The sequence below is a fragment of the Aliivibrio sp. S10_S31 genome, assembly GCF_014694495.1.
In the GTDB taxonomy this organism is placed as follows: domain Bacteria; phylum Pseudomonadota; class Gammaproteobacteria; order Enterobacterales; family Vibrionaceae; genus Aliivibrio; species Aliivibrio fischeri.
In genome coordinates, this window is the sequence record NZ_JAAUWR010000001.1 from 131,757 (window position 1) to 147,211 (window position 15,455).

22 protein-coding genes are annotated in these 15,455 nt (G+C 40.0%); 16 read left to right on the top strand and 6 right to left on the bottom strand.

Features of this window, described 5'->3' with window-relative positions; all coding sequences use genetic code 11:
* Nucleotides 1-32: 32 nt before the first annotated feature.
* The 14 genes from HC728_RS00680 to HC728_RS00745 all read left to right on the top strand — a co-directional run bounded on the left by HC728_RS00680 (nt 33) and on the right by HC728_RS00745 (nt 9,358).
* Complete coding sequence (locus tag HC728_RS00680) at nt 33-1,085, top strand: phage major capsid protein, P2 family (RefSeq protein ID WP_155670778.1); 1,053 nt, start codon at nt 33-35, stop codon at nt 1,083-1,085.
* Between the two features lie 106 nt (nt 1,086-1,191).
* Complete coding sequence (locus HC728_RS00685; RefSeq protein WP_190395062.1) at nt 1,192-1,641, top strand: head completion/stabilization protein; 450 nt, start codon at nt 1,192-1,194, stop codon at nt 1,639-1,641.
* Entirely contained in the window at nt 1,642-2,118 is a 477-nt protein-coding gene (locus tag HC728_RS00690) for a phage tail protein (protein ID WP_190395002.1), read from the top strand.
* Entirely contained in the window at nt 2,105-2,644 is a 540-nt protein-coding gene (locus HC728_RS00695; protein ID WP_069594719.1) for a phage virion morphogenesis protein, read from the top strand. The genes HC728_RS00690 and HC728_RS00695 overlap by 14 nt, the downstream gene beginning before the upstream one ends.
* On the top strand, nt 2,645-2,839 hold the full coding sequence (locus tag HC728_RS00700; RefSeq protein ID WP_065595486.1) for a DUF2635 domain-containing protein: 195 nt from the start codon (nt 2,645-2,647) through the stop codon (nt 2,837-2,839).
* Nucleotides 2,836-3,969 (top strand): phage tail sheath subtilisin-like domain-containing protein, encoded by a 1,134-nt coding sequence (locus HC728_RS00705; protein WP_190395003.1) that lies wholly within the window; start codon nt 2,836-2,838, stop codon nt 3,967-3,969. Before HC728_RS00700 ends, HC728_RS00705 begins: the two co-directional genes overlap by 4 nt.
* Nucleotides 3,970-3,998: 29 nt before the next feature.
* A complete protein-coding gene (locus HC728_RS00710; protein ID WP_065595488.1) occupies nt 3,999-4,364 on the top strand; it encodes a phage tail tube protein in 366 nt (121 codons plus the stop codon).
* A gap of 22 nt (nt 4,365-4,386) precedes the next feature.
* Entirely contained in the window at nt 4,387-5,121 is a 735-nt protein-coding gene (gene gpM / locus HC728_RS00715; RefSeq protein ID WP_190395004.1) for a phage terminase small subunit, read from the top strand.
* Nucleotides 5,114-5,383 (top strand): phage tail assembly protein, encoded by a 270-nt coding sequence (locus HC728_RS00720; RefSeq protein WP_065595490.1) that lies wholly within the window; start codon nt 5,114-5,116, stop codon nt 5,381-5,383. The genes gpM and HC728_RS00720 overlap by 8 nt, the downstream gene beginning before the upstream one ends.
* Nucleotides 5,384-5,391: 8 nt before the next feature.
* The gene (locus HC728_RS00725; protein WP_081302828.1) at nt 5,392-5,523 is read left to right on the top strand and encodes a GpE family phage tail protein; all 132 of its coding nucleotides are present in this window, start codon (nt 5,392-5,394) and stop codon (nt 5,521-5,523) included.
* Between the two features lie 41 nt (nt 5,524-5,564).
* Nucleotides 5,565-7,445, top strand: coding sequence for a hypothetical protein (locus HC728_RS00730; RefSeq protein ID WP_190395005.1), 1,881 nt, complete (start codon nt 5,565-5,567; stop codon nt 7,443-7,445).
* 142 nt (nt 7,446-7,587) lie between these two features.
* The gene (locus tag HC728_RS00735) at nt 7,588-7,830 is read left to right on the top strand and encodes a hypothetical protein (protein WP_190395006.1); all 243 of its coding nucleotides are present in this window, start codon (nt 7,588-7,590) and stop codon (nt 7,828-7,830) included.
* 1 nt (nt 7,831) lies between these two features.
* Nucleotides 7,832-8,023, top strand: coding sequence for a hypothetical protein (locus tag HC728_RS00740; protein ID WP_155661697.1), 192 nt, complete (start codon nt 7,832-7,834; stop codon nt 8,021-8,023).
* A 288-nt stretch (nt 8,024-8,311) separates the two neighbouring features.
* Nucleotides 8,312-9,358, top strand: coding sequence for a site-specific DNA-methyltransferase (locus HC728_RS00745; protein WP_190395007.1), 1,047 nt, complete (start codon nt 8,312-8,314; stop codon nt 9,356-9,358).
* 71 nt (nt 9,359-9,429) lie between these two features.
* Here HC728_RS00745 and HC728_RS00750 read toward each other — a convergent pair whose 3' ends face one another.
* The 3 genes from HC728_RS00750 to HC728_RS00760 form a co-directional block, all read right to left on the bottom strand.
* On the bottom strand, nt 9,430-9,813 hold the full coding sequence (locus HC728_RS00750) for a hypothetical protein (RefSeq protein ID WP_190395008.1): 384 nt from the start codon (nt 9,811-9,813) through the stop codon (nt 9,430-9,432).
* Nucleotide 9,814: 1 nt separating this feature from the next.
* A complete protein-coding gene (locus HC728_RS00755; RefSeq protein WP_190395009.1) occupies nt 9,815-10,756 on the bottom strand; it encodes a ParA family protein in 942 nt (313 codons plus the stop codon).
* Nucleotides 10,757-10,913: 157 nt separating this feature from the next.
* Nucleotides 10,914-11,726 (bottom strand): hypothetical protein, encoded by an 813-nt coding sequence (locus HC728_RS00760; RefSeq protein WP_202986227.1) that lies wholly within the window; start codon nt 11,724-11,726, stop codon nt 10,914-10,916.
* A gap of 281 nt (nt 11,727-12,007) precedes the next feature.
* On the opposite strand from HC728_RS00760, the gene HC728_RS00765 reads away from it, so the two are divergent.
* Both HC728_RS00765 and HC728_RS00770 read left to right on the top strand, forming a co-directional pair.
* Nucleotides 12,008-12,691: a hypothetical protein gene (locus tag HC728_RS00765; RefSeq protein ID WP_190395010.1), complete on the top strand. Its 684-nt coding sequence runs from the start codon at nt 12,008-12,010 to the stop codon at nt 12,689-12,691.
* A gap of 2 nt (nt 12,692-12,693) precedes the next feature.
* Entirely contained in the window at nt 12,694-13,815 is a 1,122-nt protein-coding gene (locus HC728_RS00770) for an ImmA/IrrE family metallo-endopeptidase (RefSeq protein WP_190395011.1), read from the top strand.
* Nucleotides 13,816-14,218: 403 nt separating this feature from the next.
* Here the strand turns inward: HC728_RS00770 and HC728_RS00775 are convergent, their stop codons facing one another.
* The 3 genes from HC728_RS00775 to HC728_RS00785 all read right to left on the bottom strand — a co-directional run bounded on the left by HC728_RS00775 (nt 14,219) and on the right by HC728_RS00785 (nt 15,453).
* Nucleotides 14,219-14,482, bottom strand: coding sequence for a hypothetical protein (locus tag HC728_RS00775; RefSeq protein WP_190395012.1), 264 nt, complete (start codon nt 14,480-14,482; stop codon nt 14,219-14,221).
* 91 nt (nt 14,483-14,573) lie between these two features.
* The gene (locus HC728_RS00780; protein ID WP_190395013.1) at nt 14,574-14,729 is read right to left on the bottom strand and encodes a hypothetical protein; all 156 of its coding nucleotides are present in this window, start codon (nt 14,727-14,729) and stop codon (nt 14,574-14,576) included.
* 4 nt (nt 14,730-14,733) lie between these two features.
* Nucleotides 14,734-15,453 carry a zeta toxin family protein gene (locus HC728_RS00785; RefSeq protein ID WP_190395014.1) on the bottom strand — a complete coding sequence of 240 codons (720 nt, stop codon included), beginning with the start codon at nt 15,451-15,453 and terminating at the stop codon, nt 14,734-14,736.
* Between the last annotated feature and the right edge of the window lie 2 nt (nt 15,454-15,455).

The window sequence follows — 15,455 nt, forward strand, 5'->3', positions numbered from 1 at the left end:
ATTTGATTGTTTTATTTTATTAGGCAAACCGTATGAAAGAAGTTACGAAAAAAGTCGTTGCGGCCTACGCGGCAACGGTAGCAAAACAAAATGGCGTTGAGGATGCGACCGAGAAGTTCTCGGTTACCCCAGCTGCCACACAAAAAATCATCGCACAAATGCGAGAAAGCAATTGGTTCTTAAAGAAAATCAATATCGTCACGGTAACCAACCAAAAAGGCGAAGCGTTAGGACTTGGTGTGACGGGCATGATTGCCTCTCGAACCAACACGAAAGCGGGCAAAAAACGTAAAACAAAATCCGTATTCAACATGAATGCGATGCCCTACATGTGTGAGCAAACCAACTTCGACTCACATATTCGCTACGACCAATTGGATGCGTTCGCGCACTTAAAAGGCTTTAACGCCATCATCTCCAATCAAACCCGTGAGCAGATTGATGCCAACAAAATCACCATTGGATTTTATGGTACCTCATGTGAGCTCGATACTGACGCTGCTGCCAATCCAAATGGCGAAGATGTCAATAAAGGTTGGTTCCAAGGTATTCGTGATAACAACCCGGATGCCATGCTCAGTGAAGGCGCGACTGCGGATGAAATTCGCATTGGTGAAGGCGATGAAACCAACGGTTTGGGTGATTTTATCAACTTAGACTTAGCCGTGATGAATGTAAAAGGCATGATTGCTGATGTTTGTGCTAACGATGCGGATTTAGTCGCGATTATTGGTACTGACTTATTGTCTTATGATAAAGCCAAATTCTATGCTGAGCATGGCAACACGCCGAGCGAGAAAGCGCACATTGAAGATAAGCAAGTTATTGGTACTTATGGTGGTTTATCTGCCTTCGCCGTACCAGGATTCCCTGCAACAGGCATCTTGGTCACCAGCTTTAAGAACTTGTCACTGTACATTCAAGAAGGCTCTATTCGTCGCTCGGTTGCGAAGAAAAACGATGAGATGGACCAAATTGACAACTTTGAATCCATGAACATGGCCTATGTCATCGAGCATTTAGAAAAAGCCGCGGCCATTGAGTTTGATAATGTGAAGTTATGGCTTAATGGTGAGTGGCACTAAACAAACACACCCCATGCAGGCTCAAGATAGCCACAGTAAAAGAAAACTCATTTCTTTTTATCGTGTCTGTCGTGCTGCCTGCATTCTCTAAGGAGTCCGTATGGGAATGGAATTTATGGGGGATAAGGATAAGGTCTATGACTCAATCCTTCCTGCAACCGAATATTACCCAGAGCTGGCACTGTCTGAGTTTCAATCTTTATTTCATTTTTTAAGTAATGAAACCGAAGAGAGTCTTTTGCAACAAGTTAGAGTAGCTCGAATTATGACTCATCGAGAGCTATTGGCCACGATGTCCTCTTTTGAGTCATTGGATGAATTATCCCAGGCACAGTTTGGGGACATTGACACTGGCACGACGCTCTACAAACAAGCGGTATTTTCTTTAGCGGCCGACTTCATTATTAGCAACCAGTTGAGCACAGATACCACCAAAGATGCGGCTGAGCGCCAAGAGGCTCTGACACAAAAGGCAGAGCATTGCTCAGTGCAGTATCGACGTGCTATCGATTTATTGATTAACGCTCATGAAACTTATCGCATTGAGGTTATTTAGATGAAAGCACTTCAAAGCCTTACCGAGCTTTTTGCCTACCATGTGACAGATACCGCCAACCTTGAGGTCTGGGCTGAAGACGGAGAGCTGGTATGCACACAAGGCGCACTGGTTGATGGGTTTGATATTGCTTATACCGTCAACATCAACCTGAGCGCAGTCGATGTAAAGCCGCACACATTGATGATGCATATCGTCTCTTGGTTGAATCAATACGATGTCGACCGCTCAGAAAAAGGATTGCCTCCTCCCTCATTTGCTACGCAAATGCTGGATAAAGGCTTGTGTGATATCAAACTGAAAATCGACATCCAAGAGCATTACCACCTCAGTGAAAATGAAAAAGGAAGTTGGCTGCAAGATGAAGTGCGATACGACTGTGTCAGCGGGTTTGAAAAAGCGGCCATTGAAAGTGAGCTCCCACCTTTAGAGTTCATTGGTGGCCAAGAGATGGATATGCCACATGCAAATGACTAACCCAGAGCAACTCACAGCTGCCATCAATAGTTTGGTGATGAATGATGATAAGAAAATTGAGCTTAATCGTCTCTTAGCCAATAAAACTCGTCAGTACTTTCGAGGGCAAATTCGCAAGCAACGTGACATTGATGGCAATCCTTATCAATCCAGGACGCGTCGAAAAATCAGTACTCGATACAAAGCCGGTGATAAGGAAGAAATAAAGGTCACCCAAAACAACAAAAACATGCTCATGGGGTTGTCTCGAGCACTGAAAACGTCCGTCAGTAAAGAGGACTTTGAGGTGGGAGTGACAGGCGTTCTTGGTCGAATTGGTCGCCAACATAACGAGGGGCAAACCCTCTCCTTTACCACTCGCATGAGAGGCTTTTACAACAGCAAAACCAATCAATGGGAAGGCGGTACAAAAGTCAAAGGCAACTATCAAATGCCCAAACGAACCTTTATTGGTTGGACACCGACCCTTGAGCGTGAACTGCTTGCCATGGTGGCCACTTATTTCTTAAAAGAGGAAACGACATAAATGCGTGAAATGAAGATAAAGCCTCAAAAAGGATTGCTGGTTCGCGATCCAATCACTCGCACTCCCTTAAGTGAAAAGGGAGAAATAAAACCTCGAAATGCCTACTGGCTTCGTCGAATTAAGGATGAGTCGGTCGTTGAATTAACTAAGTCGGTGAGTAAACAAGAAAATAATACTAAGGAGAAAACCGCATGAGTATCAGTTTCTCAGAAGTACCAAGTAACGCTCGCGTCCCTGGTGTCTATATTGAAATCGACAACAGCTTAGCTAACAGCGCAGAGGCGCAGCAAATTGCCCTTGTTATTGGTAACGCGGTTACAGGTGCAAAAGTGACGCCTAATACTGTGGTGCTTTGTCTGGATGAAGAGTCAGCACGTGAGCAATTTGGAGAGTCAGATATCGCGGCGATGGTGAAGTACTTTACCAAGCAAAATGAGAGCATGCCCGTTTACGCTATCAGCGTAGAAAGTGCCGATACCATGAGCGCACTTGCCGCTCTTGGGGATACGCAATACAACCACATCATCTGCTCACTCAATGATGACACCACCATTCGTGATTTAGGTGAATTTTTGGATGCACGCTATAAGGCGCTTGAGATGATACCTGGTATTGCCTACCTGCCAAAACAAGGCACGCATGCTGAGCTGGTGACCTTTGGTGCAACAACCAACTGTCCATTAATTAGTTTTATGTCAATTAATGCCTTAGTGGATTCAAAAAATGAACCCTTAACAGAAGCCGAAGCTGTGGCCGCTTGGGCTGGGCAAATAGCCCCTTCACTAGCGAATGATCCATGCCGACCGCTGCAAACACTAAAATTGGCAGGGGTCTACTCCATTGCATCGGATGATTTTGATTGGACTGAGCGCAACTTATTGCTGCATGAGGGGATGGGAACCTACACCGTCACCGCAACAGGAGAGGTGCAAGTTGAGCGCCCTGTTACCGCCTACACCGAAAACGCGGCTGGTGTTGAAGATGACAGCTATTTGGATGTCATGACACCGGCAACCGCGATGTACTTTCGAGAAAAACAACGCTCACTCATCCAAAGTAAATTTGGTCGTCACAAGCTTGCGAAAGATGGAACTCGCTTTGCACCAGGACAGGCGATTGTCACACCAAGCATCATTAAAGGTGAATTGCTCACTCTCTATAAAACGTTGGAGTACAACGGCATTGTTCAGGATTTTGATGGATACAAACAATCCTTAATGGTTGAGTTGGATGAGAGTAATAAAACCCGCATCAACTACCGTGACAGTCCGCAGTTCGTGAATGGATTAATCATCACCGCAGGCAAAATTCAATTTAGAAAATAACTCAATATCTTAAGTATTTGGGAGTCAGTATGAGTACAACAATCACCAGTCGCGGCTTTTTGGATGCAGGCTCACTAGGACGCCTGCCAACCAAAGAAGGCGCGACGGTTAACATGGGCGGCCTTAAGCGTGAAGCGGTTGTGGGAGATGATGGCGTTCTGGGTTACACCGAAGTATACGATGGTGCGCCAAGCATTAAAGCAACCATCGTTCATGCAGCCACAACCGATGAAACTGCCATTAAAAATTTTACAGGTGAGAACATCACGCTCAATACCAACAGCGGAAAAACCTACACCTTAATGAATGCCTGGACAAGCGATCCTTTAGAGCTTGCCATTAAAGATGGTCAACTTGAGGTGCTGTTTTTAGGTACCGAGTTAATCCCTCAATAAGCCAATAAATTAGGACGTCATTATGTTGACCTTATTAAAAAAACGAAAAGCGCGAGCGGCGGCAAAAGCGGCGATTGAGGAGCGCGCGGCTCTTGTGAGTATTCCAGAGTTAGAAAGCGGCTCTCTAAGTGATGACAAAGAAAATGATACACCACCGCCTCGCTCGATGCTTGATGGTAAACCTTGGGATGAGGTGCAACACGCACTAAAAATGGACTTGGAATACGCACGCACTCTGGCAGGCTCAGAAGAGAAAGTGCCATTTAAGCAAGAGCTCATTAAAAAATACACATCCACCGTAAAACACCTTCTTGATACTCGAGAGCACTTCGAAGGCTTAGATGTGGTTTGGTGGTATTTCCAATGGCAAATAGATTGCGGCGCGCTCACCGATATTCATGACACCTTTAAGCACTGCGTGCTTAATGGGTTGGACTCACCAAAGGGATGGAGCTCCAATGGTCATACGGCGTATCTGGATATCATCCGAAAATACTCAGACGCCGCCTATAAGGCAGACACGCCATTTAATACCCAATATCTCATGGAAGCGGTGCAAGATATCATTAATGGCAAACTGGCTACCAATGCGCCACTAAAGGTGAAGCTGTTTCGCCTTGCAGGCGACGTGCAACTTGATGCAGGAAAGAGTGAAGACGCCCTGGCTTTATTTGAAATGGTCATGGCAATTGATCCAAAAAAAGGCGGTCGCATTACCAAAATTAAAGAACTAAAAGAGGCGCTTGGCCATGAATAATCAAACCGTAACAGTAACCTTGCCAACACCATTTGAGAAGGGTGATAAAACCATCACAGAGATTGAACTTCGAAAACCCAACGCAGGCAACTTACGTGGGTTAAGTTTGATTGGCGTGTGTGAGATGCAATTTGATGCAGCCTGCACTCTGCTTCCTCGAATTTCCATCTTAAATGAGCGCGATTTACTTAATATGGAAGTGGAAAACTTAGCGCCGCTCATGACGGAAATCGCCTCTTTTTTCGTCGATATGAAACAGTAATTGATAGAGTGGAATCCTACTACGCTGACATTGCGTTAGTGTTTCATTGGCCCCCCAGTGAAATAGATACCTTCAGCTTGGATGACTTACTGCTGTTTCGAGAAGAGGCGCGATTGCGTCACCAATCAGAGAGTGCTTAGCGCTCTTTTTTTATATCAAAAAAAACAAGAAGGCACATTGCATGAAAATGAATCTCTCTGTGGTTATGGGGATTAAAGATAAAGTCAGCGCCCCATTAAAAAGTATGACCAGTGAATCAGACCACTACGCAAAAAAAATTAAACAGATACAGGCCGCGCAAGCCAATGACGCCTGCGCCCTCACCATGATTGCCTCTTATCAGAAAATCCAAAAAGAGATGGATAAGAATGCACTTGAAACCAATGAGGCCACAGAGAAGTTGCTCAAGCTAAAAAAGCAAATGGAAGCAACAACAGAGCCCAGCGCGGCGCTTATTAATAAACTGGCAAAGCAAGAGGAGAAGGTTGCAAAACTTGCCAATAAAAACGACACGCTTAAGCGCAGCTTAAAAAACACCGGCACACAAATGAAAAAAGTCGGTGTTAACACAACACGTCTTGATAGCGAGTTCGACCGATTGTCAAAAAGCCAAGCAGAAAACACCAAACAAGTTGAGAGAGCCAGCCAAAAATACAAACGACTGCAAAAAGCCATGGCGCCCATCAACAAACTGAGCCGCGCCATTAAAATGCCTAATATCCGTGGGGCAGTAATGAATAAGGGGGCTGCGATATTAGGTGGGTTAAGTCTTGGCGGGCTCATTCAACAAATCAACGGCAGCGCCTCTGAAATGGATAAACTCTCAAAGGCGGCGCAAAACCTGAACATGCCAGTTGAAGAGCTGCAAGCCATGCAATCACAAGCTGAGCATGCTGGAGTTAGTTCGGACACCATGAGTGCCGCCATGGGGCGCTTTACCAAACGCCTTGGTGTACTGCAAACCACAGGCAAAGGGGCAATGGGCTCCTTTTTGAAAAAAGGAAAGAACCCACTCTATCGCAGCCTGAAAACAGCCAAAGATACCGAGCAAGCCTATGGCCAATTGCTGAACTCTTTCTCAAAGCTAAAAACCAACCAAGAGCAAATGGCGTTCGCGGATGCCGCCTTTGGACAAGATGGCCGCAAAATGCTCATCATGTTACGCCAAGGAACCGAAGGGCTCACAGCTGCGCGAAAAGAGTTCAATGAAACCGGTGGCGGAGTTAAATCAGACGATGCCGCAAAAGCCGAAGCCTATAATGATGCCCTGCAAAAAGTGCAAGAAAGTATTCGCTCCATCAAGTTCGCGGCCCTGACTCCCATCATGGAAAAGCTGACGGCTGTATTTACTGAATTTTCGAATAAGTTTAAGAACGCCAAGTGGCGCGAAGAAACCATTAAAAAAGTAACTGACACAATAAAAGGGCTTTATGAAGGGTTTAAATTCTTGGGGCAAATCGTTCTATTTGTCGCAAAAAACTTTAAAGGCGCTATAGCGACTCTGCTTCTTTTCAAGGTTAGCATGATTGCCATTAATGCCGTCATTATGGCCAACCCCATTGGATTGATGGTTGCCGCCATTTCAGCAGCCGTCATTGCGATTGGTTATCTCATTGATAAATTCATTGGGTTTGATGTGATACTCAAAGCGGTTGGTGAAGCCATTGGTTGGGTGTGGGATGGTATAAAAGCCATGATTAACATGCTACCCGATGCACTTATTCCTGATGGCTGGAAAACCTCTGCAGAAGAAGCGGGAAAAGAGGTCGATAATCTCAGTAGTAAACTCAATAAGCTGAAAGATAAAAACACCAAGTTAGGTATCACAACAGAAACCACGAACAAGACAAATCAAAACACAACCACGCCTCATCAATGGAGTGCACCTGGTGGTATTACACCCATCCAGCAAACCGCCCCACTCACCAATCAAACTCTAAAGAGTCAAGCAGAAGTGGCGCTCACCATTAAATCGGATAAGCCAGTTATCGTTGATAAAGCCAGCAGCGAAAAAGGGACGGATTTAAGTCTTAACATGGGCAATATGAGCATGAGCTATTAACTCTACTCATGCCTCAAAGCGAGTCTTATTTTGCCAAATTACCAAGAGTGCGCTCAAGAGCGCGTCTTGGTAACACACCACTCGCTGCCTCTTGGGTACAGAGTTACTGTTCTTGCATACCAATTAACAAAGACAAAAAGCCATGACAACCCAAACCATAAAAGAAAACATCGCCCGCGCAACCGAGCTTGCCAATCAACTGCGCCAAGCCATCGCAGCAATAAACCACGCCGCTTGTAAAGAAATGAGCAACAAAGAAAAAGAAAGACTATCAACAACCGAAGAAGCACTACTTAGTGAAATGGTTACCCCAAATATTCACGCAGCAACCGAACTATATGGCCGCCTTGTTGGTCTTGATAATATTTATAATAAAGAGGCTTAATATGTTACCCATTAAACAAGGTCAAGAAGCAATTGTTGAACACATAATGCTAGCCGCCTCTCGCTACCCAATAACGCCTGAAAACATACGCCTTCCCAATCAAAGTCACAACCACATCGCCCTTATCTTTGAGCAACTCGCTTTTTTTGGTCACCTTCGCCAATTAGAAAATGGTGAATATATTCGAGCCTAACTGGTAAAAGTAGCGCATCTAGCTGGTAACGTTAGATGCGCAACAACCGTATTTCATGCTCTACTGGTAAACCCTCCTCATTCAATTGGTACATTTACACACTCGCCACTACCATGACTGTATATATATACAGCTATGGTTTATTTTGATAAAATACCTCTGTTTTTATGCCTTGAGTACCTGAGACCCAAATACCCATTTGGAGAGGAAGCATAACAACCCACTCAGCCACATTATGTGGCTGAGCCCTCTTTGTTGTATTCAAGGCTCTATTTAATGGAGTATCAAATGCAAACAACCACCTTACATAACGGACAGCTGCAACTTATCAACGCAGATTGTCTCGATTACTTAAAAACCCTACCAAACAACTCTATCGACTTAATACTGACCGACCCACCTTATTTTCAAGTAAAGAAGAACGCCTGGGATAATCAATGGTCCGATGTAGAAACCTTCCTGGCATGGCTTGATGAAGTGCTTGTTGAATTTTGGCGAGTGCTAAAGCCCTCTGGTAACTTATATCTATTTTGCGGCTCAAAGTTAGCGGCGGATACTGAATTACTTATTCGTGCGCGATTTAACGTGTTTAATCACATTGTTTGGGCAAAACCCTCTGGGGTGTGGAAACGCGCGCACAAACCGCACCTGCGCGCGTTCTTTCCTGCGACTGAACGCATTATCTTTGCGGGGCATTATGACTCTGAAGGATATGCGAAAGGATGTAGCCAGTACGCAACTAAATGCAACGAATTAAAGAAAACCACCTTTAAACCACTGATGGATTATTTCAAGAACGCGAAGGACGCCCTTAATATCTCAGCAAAAGAAATCAATGAGGCCACCGGCACGCAAATGTGCTCGCACTGGTTTTCATCGAGTCAGTGGAAACTGCCAACAGAAAAACAATACCAACAACTGCAAGCCTTGTTTGCATCAAAAAGTGGCCAACTACCCAAATCTCATTTTGACCTTACAACTGAATACCAGGCACTGCACAGTGAATACGGAAACCTGATCAAGGAATACGATGAATTAAAAGCGGAATATGAAAATCTAAGAAGACCTTTTTATGTCACAGCCGAAGTGCCTTATACCGACGTATGGACATTTGCACCAGTTCAATATTATCCAGGCAAACACCCTTGTGAAAAACCTGCAGATTTACTCGAGCATATTATTACAAGTAGTAGTCGAGAAGGTGCAGTGGTACTTGATGCGTTTATGGGATCTGGTTCAACAGGAAAAGCGTGTTTAAAACTAAATAGAAAGTTTGTGGGGATTGAGATGGAGAAAAATACTTACAAGGCTGTTGTGGATAAATTCAACGATTAATCTTTGAAGTAAAAAACACTCGGCAAAATTGAGTGCCGAGTGTAGCAAATTATATTGATGCCTTCGTATATTTACGATCCCTGAATCGCCTGTGAACTAAGTATTGCTCCAATGGTGGACTCTACTATTTTATTACGTATAGTTTCAACTTTATCACTTTTTAAACAAGCAATATCTAAACTATCAGCAATATATTCCAGTTCACGCTTTGTTTTACTATCAAGTAGTTGATACACTTCTTCTCGACTATTAAGAGTTGAGATTTCATCAACCATAAGCTTAACTTCTTCATTAGATAGTATAGGAGCTGATTTGCGTATTCTTTTAGGTTTAATTATTTTAATATCTATTTTAAAATCACCTTTCTTAATGCTTTCGAAATCTTCATAAGATAACTTATCTGTTTTGATAACAAGCTCGCTAAAAATATTAGATAATACTTTTGACATATCCATATTAGACTCCTGCATAGTCAATAAACTCATCAACAAAATCACTTATTTCGGTTACAATATCACTATGAGTTCCATTTGAATAACCATTTAATACAACAGGAATTCCCTCTTGGGGTGCATCTGCAAATATTGTTTTATTTTCTCTGAAATATTCATGAAAAACAGAAATACCAAATTTATTTCTTTTAGTTTGTGAAATGAATTGTTTTTGGGCTCTTATTGGTTCTTGATTTCTGATTTGAATCATAGTAAACACTACCCCTAAAAAATTAGGATCGATAATGTCACAATCAGAATCTAACTTCGCATAATCATTGTATTCATTAATTAATTCTTTAACGCTACGTTGCAAGTAATCAATACCTAATGTAGAGAGATAGTCAGGCTTCGCTGGTATCAATATTTGGTCAGAAGCGATAATTGCATTTTTTGTCACTATATTAAAATTAGGAGGGCAATCAATTAATACAATGTCATAGTCATTAGATTTAGCAATTTTTTTTAATTCACCTTTTAACTTACCATGCACCTTTAAATAGTTAATTTTTGATTGTTTTAGATTAGCACCACCTAGCAGAGTCGCCAATTCAAGATCAACATTAATAAGGCCTAAATGAGATGAAATCAAATCAATACAACCATCAGACTTCAAATCTTTAGTTAAATACTCATTAACTTTCTCTGGCCTATAAACCAATTCAGACAATGGCATCACTTTTTCACTTTGACTAATGCAATCAAACCAACTTTTAATTGTATGACTTTCCTTAATGGTTTTATCCCAAAAATCAGGCGACATTAAAGAAAATGTCAAACTTGCTTGTGCATCCATATCTAGCAATAAAACTTTGTAACCTCTATATGCTAACTCACCTGCTAGATTAGCTGTTACCGTTGTTTTACCGACCCCACCTTTATAATTTATTACCGAAATAATGTTCATTATTCACTCCTTAGAATTATTTAATTATATCTATTAACCACAACGCTTACACAACATATCATTGTTGTGTAAGTGTATTTGGAATTGAGATTTTAAGCCAAAAAGTACTTACAGCATGAATTTTGCAAATCACATTAATACATTTATATAATGAATATCACACCCATCTCTTCTTTCTTAATGCGCTGTTCTTTGGTGTTAAAAAGAAAGAAAAAAATTCATACATATAAGGTACAGCTTGTTTTATACCTAATGACTCAGCTAAATTATGAAGCTTATGTGATAACAGTCTTAATAGTGAGTGAAAGGGACGCATAATGGAAATAAGTGACCATACTATATGAAAATTAGCTTTCTCCGTTGCGTGAAATAAGTAATGATATTCAGATATCATCATTAGTTCACCATCAATACCTCGTCCTTGATACCAACATGACGCCATTCCCATCTCTTCTACATAGTTAAGTGCATTTTGCTCTAGTTTTTCTCTAATATGATATTTCAACCCCCAAATGTGACTATTGATAACATGTGACCACATTTTTAATGGATCCTCATTTTTTGCTGACTCAGTAATCTCATCTAAATTATAGTATCTAGAACCTGTTCCAAATGAAGACAATACTTTTAAAATCTGTTGTTGCTCATCATTACATTTCATTGCAATATTGTATTTACCTGCAATCGAGCAAGAAACATTATAAAGATCTATTATATTATGACCATAATTTCTAAGTTCTTTATTTGTAGGGTTATGATTATTATTTTCAAGTTTATGCTGCAGAACAACCACTATCTTCATAAGTCGCTCAAAGCCAATAGATAACTCAAATAAACCAGAATAAAATAACCCTCTTCCTTGATCGTCGATATTTGCTCTTCGAATTGCATCCAAACCCGAAAGTAAGCTTGATTTAGTTAAGTGCCCCTCTTGTGATAAAAGTCTGTACTCTTCTTCAAACACAATCACACGAACCTCCAATTCACCACTTAATGCTTAAATATGCCATTCAGTCTCACATATTTTAAAAATTAATTCTGCGGTCCAAGCGACAAAAGCCCGTTCTTTTAGTGCGGGCTTTTGTCTTTCATATGAATACGCAACATATAAGGGATGAACTTCCTACACACAAATTTGAATCATTACTTAACACTTGGTTGTTAAATTATTTATAAAAAAACAAGTCACTTCCTTTATTTCAACCTCAAATGAGGTTAAAATAAAGGAAGTGACTATGTATTGGGACTAAAATGAATAAGATAAATAACAATCAAATAATTAGTAATGATCCGAATAATCTTGATGATTTCCTTCAAGAAAAAGGGGTATCAGTACAACATATTAAGTACGCGATAAGCCAAGCAATCATTGCGTTTAATAATACAACCTCAGACGAACCAGCTGGCTACAGGGGGCACACTATTACTGCTAAGGCTACACTTGCGTTACGCCAAAGCTTAAAACCTTTAGGATTCAAAAAAGAATCTCAACACAATATAGAATTAACAGCAAACTCTGACAATAAGTTCGCGATTCATATTTGTAGAGGGGATGAACAAGCAGGTGTACCTACAGGTTATCCCTCAACGTTAAGAGAAAAAGGACCAAGGTCTCAAGCGTACTTCGGGTTAATAACATCTGATATTAACCAAATTGATATGTTCCCCGGAACTCTTCCTAACTATTCATCCGCCAATTGTCCTTTCGATGTGTGGTTTTTATTGCTTAATGCTCAGAAAAAAGAAGGAGGAATCGAAATTAAAGCAGAGTTATCCAAGCCAGTCTTTTGTTCACAAAAAGGCTTTGTTAATGGATATAGTAAACGATTCATGGTAGATATGTTCGACTTCAATTCGGGAATCATTATCGATACAGATGAAGATACCAATGATGGATTCTCTGATGATATCGATTTAGATATATTAATGAACTAAAAATGTTTATCTCAACTAGATTAAAGCAAGCTCGTGAGCGTCGTAAACTTACAAAAAAAGCGCTTGCAGACTTAATTGGCATCAGCTCTAAAACAGTCTCTACTTATGAAAGCGATCAACCTCAATTTGAGCTTCAAGACGAAATGATACACAAGTTTGCTATAGCTTTAGGCTATCCTGTAGACTTCTTCTATAAAGCTGTTACGGAAACCGTTGACTCGGAATCAATTAGCTTTAGAGCTATTACAAAATTATCTAGTCGGTTAAAGCTAGCGACTGAAGCTGCTAGTATAAATGCATTGGAGTTGTCCGAATGGATAGATAGTAAATTTAAAAATTTACCTAAAGTTCAATTACCTGATTATTCTCATGATAATCGTAACGATCCAGAAATTGCGGCAACAGAGCTTCGTGATGTGTGGGCGTTAGGTGAACTTTCTGTTAAAAATATGATTCATTTATTAGAATCAAAAGGGGTTCGAGTTTTTTCATTATCTGAAGATTGCAAAGATGTTGATGCTTTTTCATTTTGGAAAGGAAACAAACCATTTGTTGTTCTAAATCAATTCAAAACCCCTGAAAGAAGTCGTTTTGATGCGGCCCATGAACTTGCACACCTTATACTGCATAAGCACGGTTGCCAAAACAAAGGAAGAGAGGCTGAACTAGAGGCAGATCGATTTGCTTCCGCATTTTTAATGCCCAAAGGCAGTGTACTAGCTAAAGTGCGACCTAATGCTAATGCTACGCTTAAAGATATTCTTACTCTTAAAAAGAGTTGGAATGTATCGGCTATGGCGATGATTAGACGTCTTTATGATTTAGATTGCTTAACGGAATGGCAATATCGACAACTTACAATAAGTGCAACAAAAGAAGGTTATCGTTCACGTGAACCTGAAGGTTTAGAGCAGCGCGAAAAATCTCTTTTACTTGAAAAAGTTTTTATGTCACTTAAAGGACGAGGGTATAGTCGAATTGATATATGCAATGAAATTACTCTTCCATTGGATGAGTTATCAAGCTTAACATTTAATAATCCATTATTTAGCTTATCTATAGTAAGCCATACTCAATTAGTTAATGGACAACCTTATAAAGCAAATCTATCTTTAGTTAAATAATTTAATACATTAATTATTTCTATAAATATAAAAAGACCGAAATTAATACTATTTAATTTCGGTCTTTTGTAGGTCTCTTTTTGGAAATTATGCTGCACTTCTCTTCTAAACTTTTTATTGAGAGACAGTTACATTTTTTATAGTTGCGTCATTAATCTTTTTCTTACCTTGATACGAGGTATTTTTAACAGAATCAGGCGACTCAAATATTTTTTATTAGTACTAGGTATATAAACCTTAAGATTAACAATCAAAAAAACAAAGCAGGACTAACATTAAATGTAGATGAGATAGCTTGAATATGTTCTTTTGTTAACCTGTGAGGGCTATTAAGAAGTATTAAAACTAAGCTTTTATACACTTAAGATCATCAGCTTTAAACTCGTATTGTTCAATAAGCGTCCTAAGTTTTAAGTGTGGCTACACCACTATTTAGATTATCAATACGAGCATTAAACTCAACAAACTCATCGGCATTATCTTCCCAGCGTTCAATTGATATTTCAAGAACCTTAATTAAAGGTTTGTAAGCATCATATTCTTCAATAAGCTCTTCCATTAATGCTAATGCTTGAGTGTATTCTTCATCTGTCGATATATGACCAGCAAAGCTCGCCATTGAAAATAACTCTAATGCTGTTGATGTAACTTGATTAAAATTCTTCATTTTGACGCCTTAAAAACTAAGCATTCACACTTTAGAATTTTTTCTTCCTTACATAAAAAAAGAAGCCATTAATAAGCTTCCTTTTAAAAAATTATGCTGCGCTTCTAGATTTCTCTATAACTTTCTGCTGAGAAGCAATTGCATCTTTTATAGCTGTCCCATAAATCTTTTTCTTATCACGAGACGAGCTATTTCTAACAAAATCAGATAATCCAGATGATTTTGTATGTTTTTTATCATCAAGCATGTATTCACCTTAATCCAATCATATTTTCAACATCATCTCTGTGCATTCTAGGTTTAAGGTAAGGGATTACAGAATCAACATTTGAATAATGATTTTTCGTTTTACCATCATTATCTTTAAGTAAAACATCAATCTTAATGTTTTTCCCAAATTCAAGCTTAAGTTTCTCAATAACCTCTTGCGCTCCAAAGTATTGAGTAACAAAATGCTCCGGTTGTATACGCCTACCTTCAACTCTTTCTCTAGCTTCAACAAATTTCCAAGCCAAATCCGCACGTTGATGAACAAATAGTATCAAAACTAACCTATCTTTGTCTAAGCTTCTTTTGATATTCTTTCGAGCTACAGGATAGCTAGCCAACGTACCATCTAATAAAACACTTTGGTTATTTTTATGAATATAATCTAAGGCACGTTCAACCAGTAAGGAAACAGCTCGTTGAAATAAATATGAATTTCCACCGCTATATTCAGGAAAGCGTTCACGTAAATCATCAGGATCTAGTCTTAATATCTTTGTCTTATTTTTCTCCAACTGAGCAATCATTGCTTTTGATATTTCAGTTTTACCCGCTCCAGGAGAACCCGACATAAAAACCGATACAGGAAATTGCTCTGGTCGATATACCTCTTTATTTGTAATTTCACGACATATCTTTGTTCTATTTTTTTTAGCGAACTGAATCGCTCGCTCCTCAATAGCTAATTCTTCATCCGTAAACATTT

What these genes read in the sequence shown, in the direction of transcription:
- HC728_RS00750 (WP_190395008.1), bottom strand. Translation starts at nt 9,813, where the DNA reads ATGGATATGTCAAAAGTATTATCTAATATTTTTAGCGAGCTTGTTATC.
- HC728_RS00705 (WP_190395003.1), top strand. Translation starts at nt 2,836, where the DNA reads ATGAGTATCAGTTTCTCAGAAGTACCAAGTAACGCTCGCGTCCCTGGT.
- HC728_RS00755 (WP_190395009.1), bottom strand. Translation starts at nt 10,756, where the DNA reads ATGAACATTATTTCGGTAATAAATTATAAAGGTGGGGTCGGTAAAACA.
- HC728_RS00700 (WP_065595486.1), top strand. Translation starts at nt 2,645, where the DNA reads ATGCGTGAAATGAAGATAAAGCCTCAAAAAGGATTGCTGGTTCGCGAT.
- HC728_RS00775 (WP_190395012.1), bottom strand. Translation starts at nt 14,482, where the DNA reads ATGAAGAATTTTAATCAAGTTACATCAACAGCATTAGAGTTATTTTCA.
- HC728_RS00680 (WP_155670778.1), top strand. Translation starts at nt 33, where the DNA reads ATGAAAGAAGTTACGAAAAAAGTCGTTGCGGCCTACGCGGCAACGGTA.
- HC728_RS00690 (WP_190395002.1), top strand. Translation starts at nt 1,642, where the DNA reads ATGAAAGCACTTCAAAGCCTTACCGAGCTTTTTGCCTACCATGTGACA.
- HC728_RS00740 (WP_155661697.1), top strand. Translation starts at nt 7,832, where the DNA reads ATGTTACCCATTAAACAAGGTCAAGAAGCAATTGTTGAACACATAATG.
- HC728_RS00710 (WP_065595488.1), top strand. Translation starts at nt 3,999, where the DNA reads ATGAGTACAACAATCACCAGTCGCGGCTTTTTGGATGCAGGCTCACTA.
- HC728_RS00685 (WP_190395062.1), top strand. Translation starts at nt 1,192, where the DNA reads ATGGAATTTATGGGGGATAAGGATAAGGTCTATGACTCAATCCTTCCT.
- HC728_RS00745 (WP_190395007.1), top strand. Translation starts at nt 8,312, where the DNA reads ATGCAAACAACCACCTTACATAACGGACAGCTGCAACTTATCAACGCA.
- HC728_RS00765 (WP_190395010.1), top strand. Translation starts at nt 12,008, where the DNA reads ATGAATAAGATAAATAACAATCAAATAATTAGTAATGATCCGAATAAT.
- HC728_RS00695 (WP_069594719.1), top strand. Translation starts at nt 2,105, where the DNA reads ATGCAAATGACTAACCCAGAGCAACTCACAGCTGCCATCAATAGTTTG.
- HC728_RS00780 (WP_190395013.1), bottom strand. Translation starts at nt 14,729, where the DNA reads ATGCTTGATGATAAAAAACATACAAAATCATCTGGATTATCTGATTTT.
- HC728_RS00785 (WP_190395014.1), bottom strand. Translation starts at nt 15,453, where the DNA reads ATGTTTACGGATGAAGAATTAGCTATTGAGGAGCGAGCGATTCAGTTC.
- HC728_RS00770 (WP_190395011.1), top strand. Translation starts at nt 12,694, where the DNA reads ATGTTTATCTCAACTAGATTAAAGCAAGCTCGTGAGCGTCGTAAACTT.
- HC728_RS00730 (WP_190395005.1), top strand. Translation starts at nt 5,565, where the DNA reads ATGAAAATGAATCTCTCTGTGGTTATGGGGATTAAAGATAAAGTCAGC.
- gpM (WP_190395004.1), top strand. Translation starts at nt 4,387, where the DNA reads ATGTTGACCTTATTAAAAAAACGAAAAGCGCGAGCGGCGGCAAAAGCG.
- HC728_RS00720 (WP_065595490.1), top strand. Translation starts at nt 5,114, where the DNA reads ATGAATAATCAAACCGTAACAGTAACCTTGCCAACACCATTTGAGAAG.
- HC728_RS00735 (WP_190395006.1), top strand. Translation starts at nt 7,588, where the DNA reads ATGACAACCCAAACCATAAAAGAAAACATCGCCCGCGCAACCGAGCTT.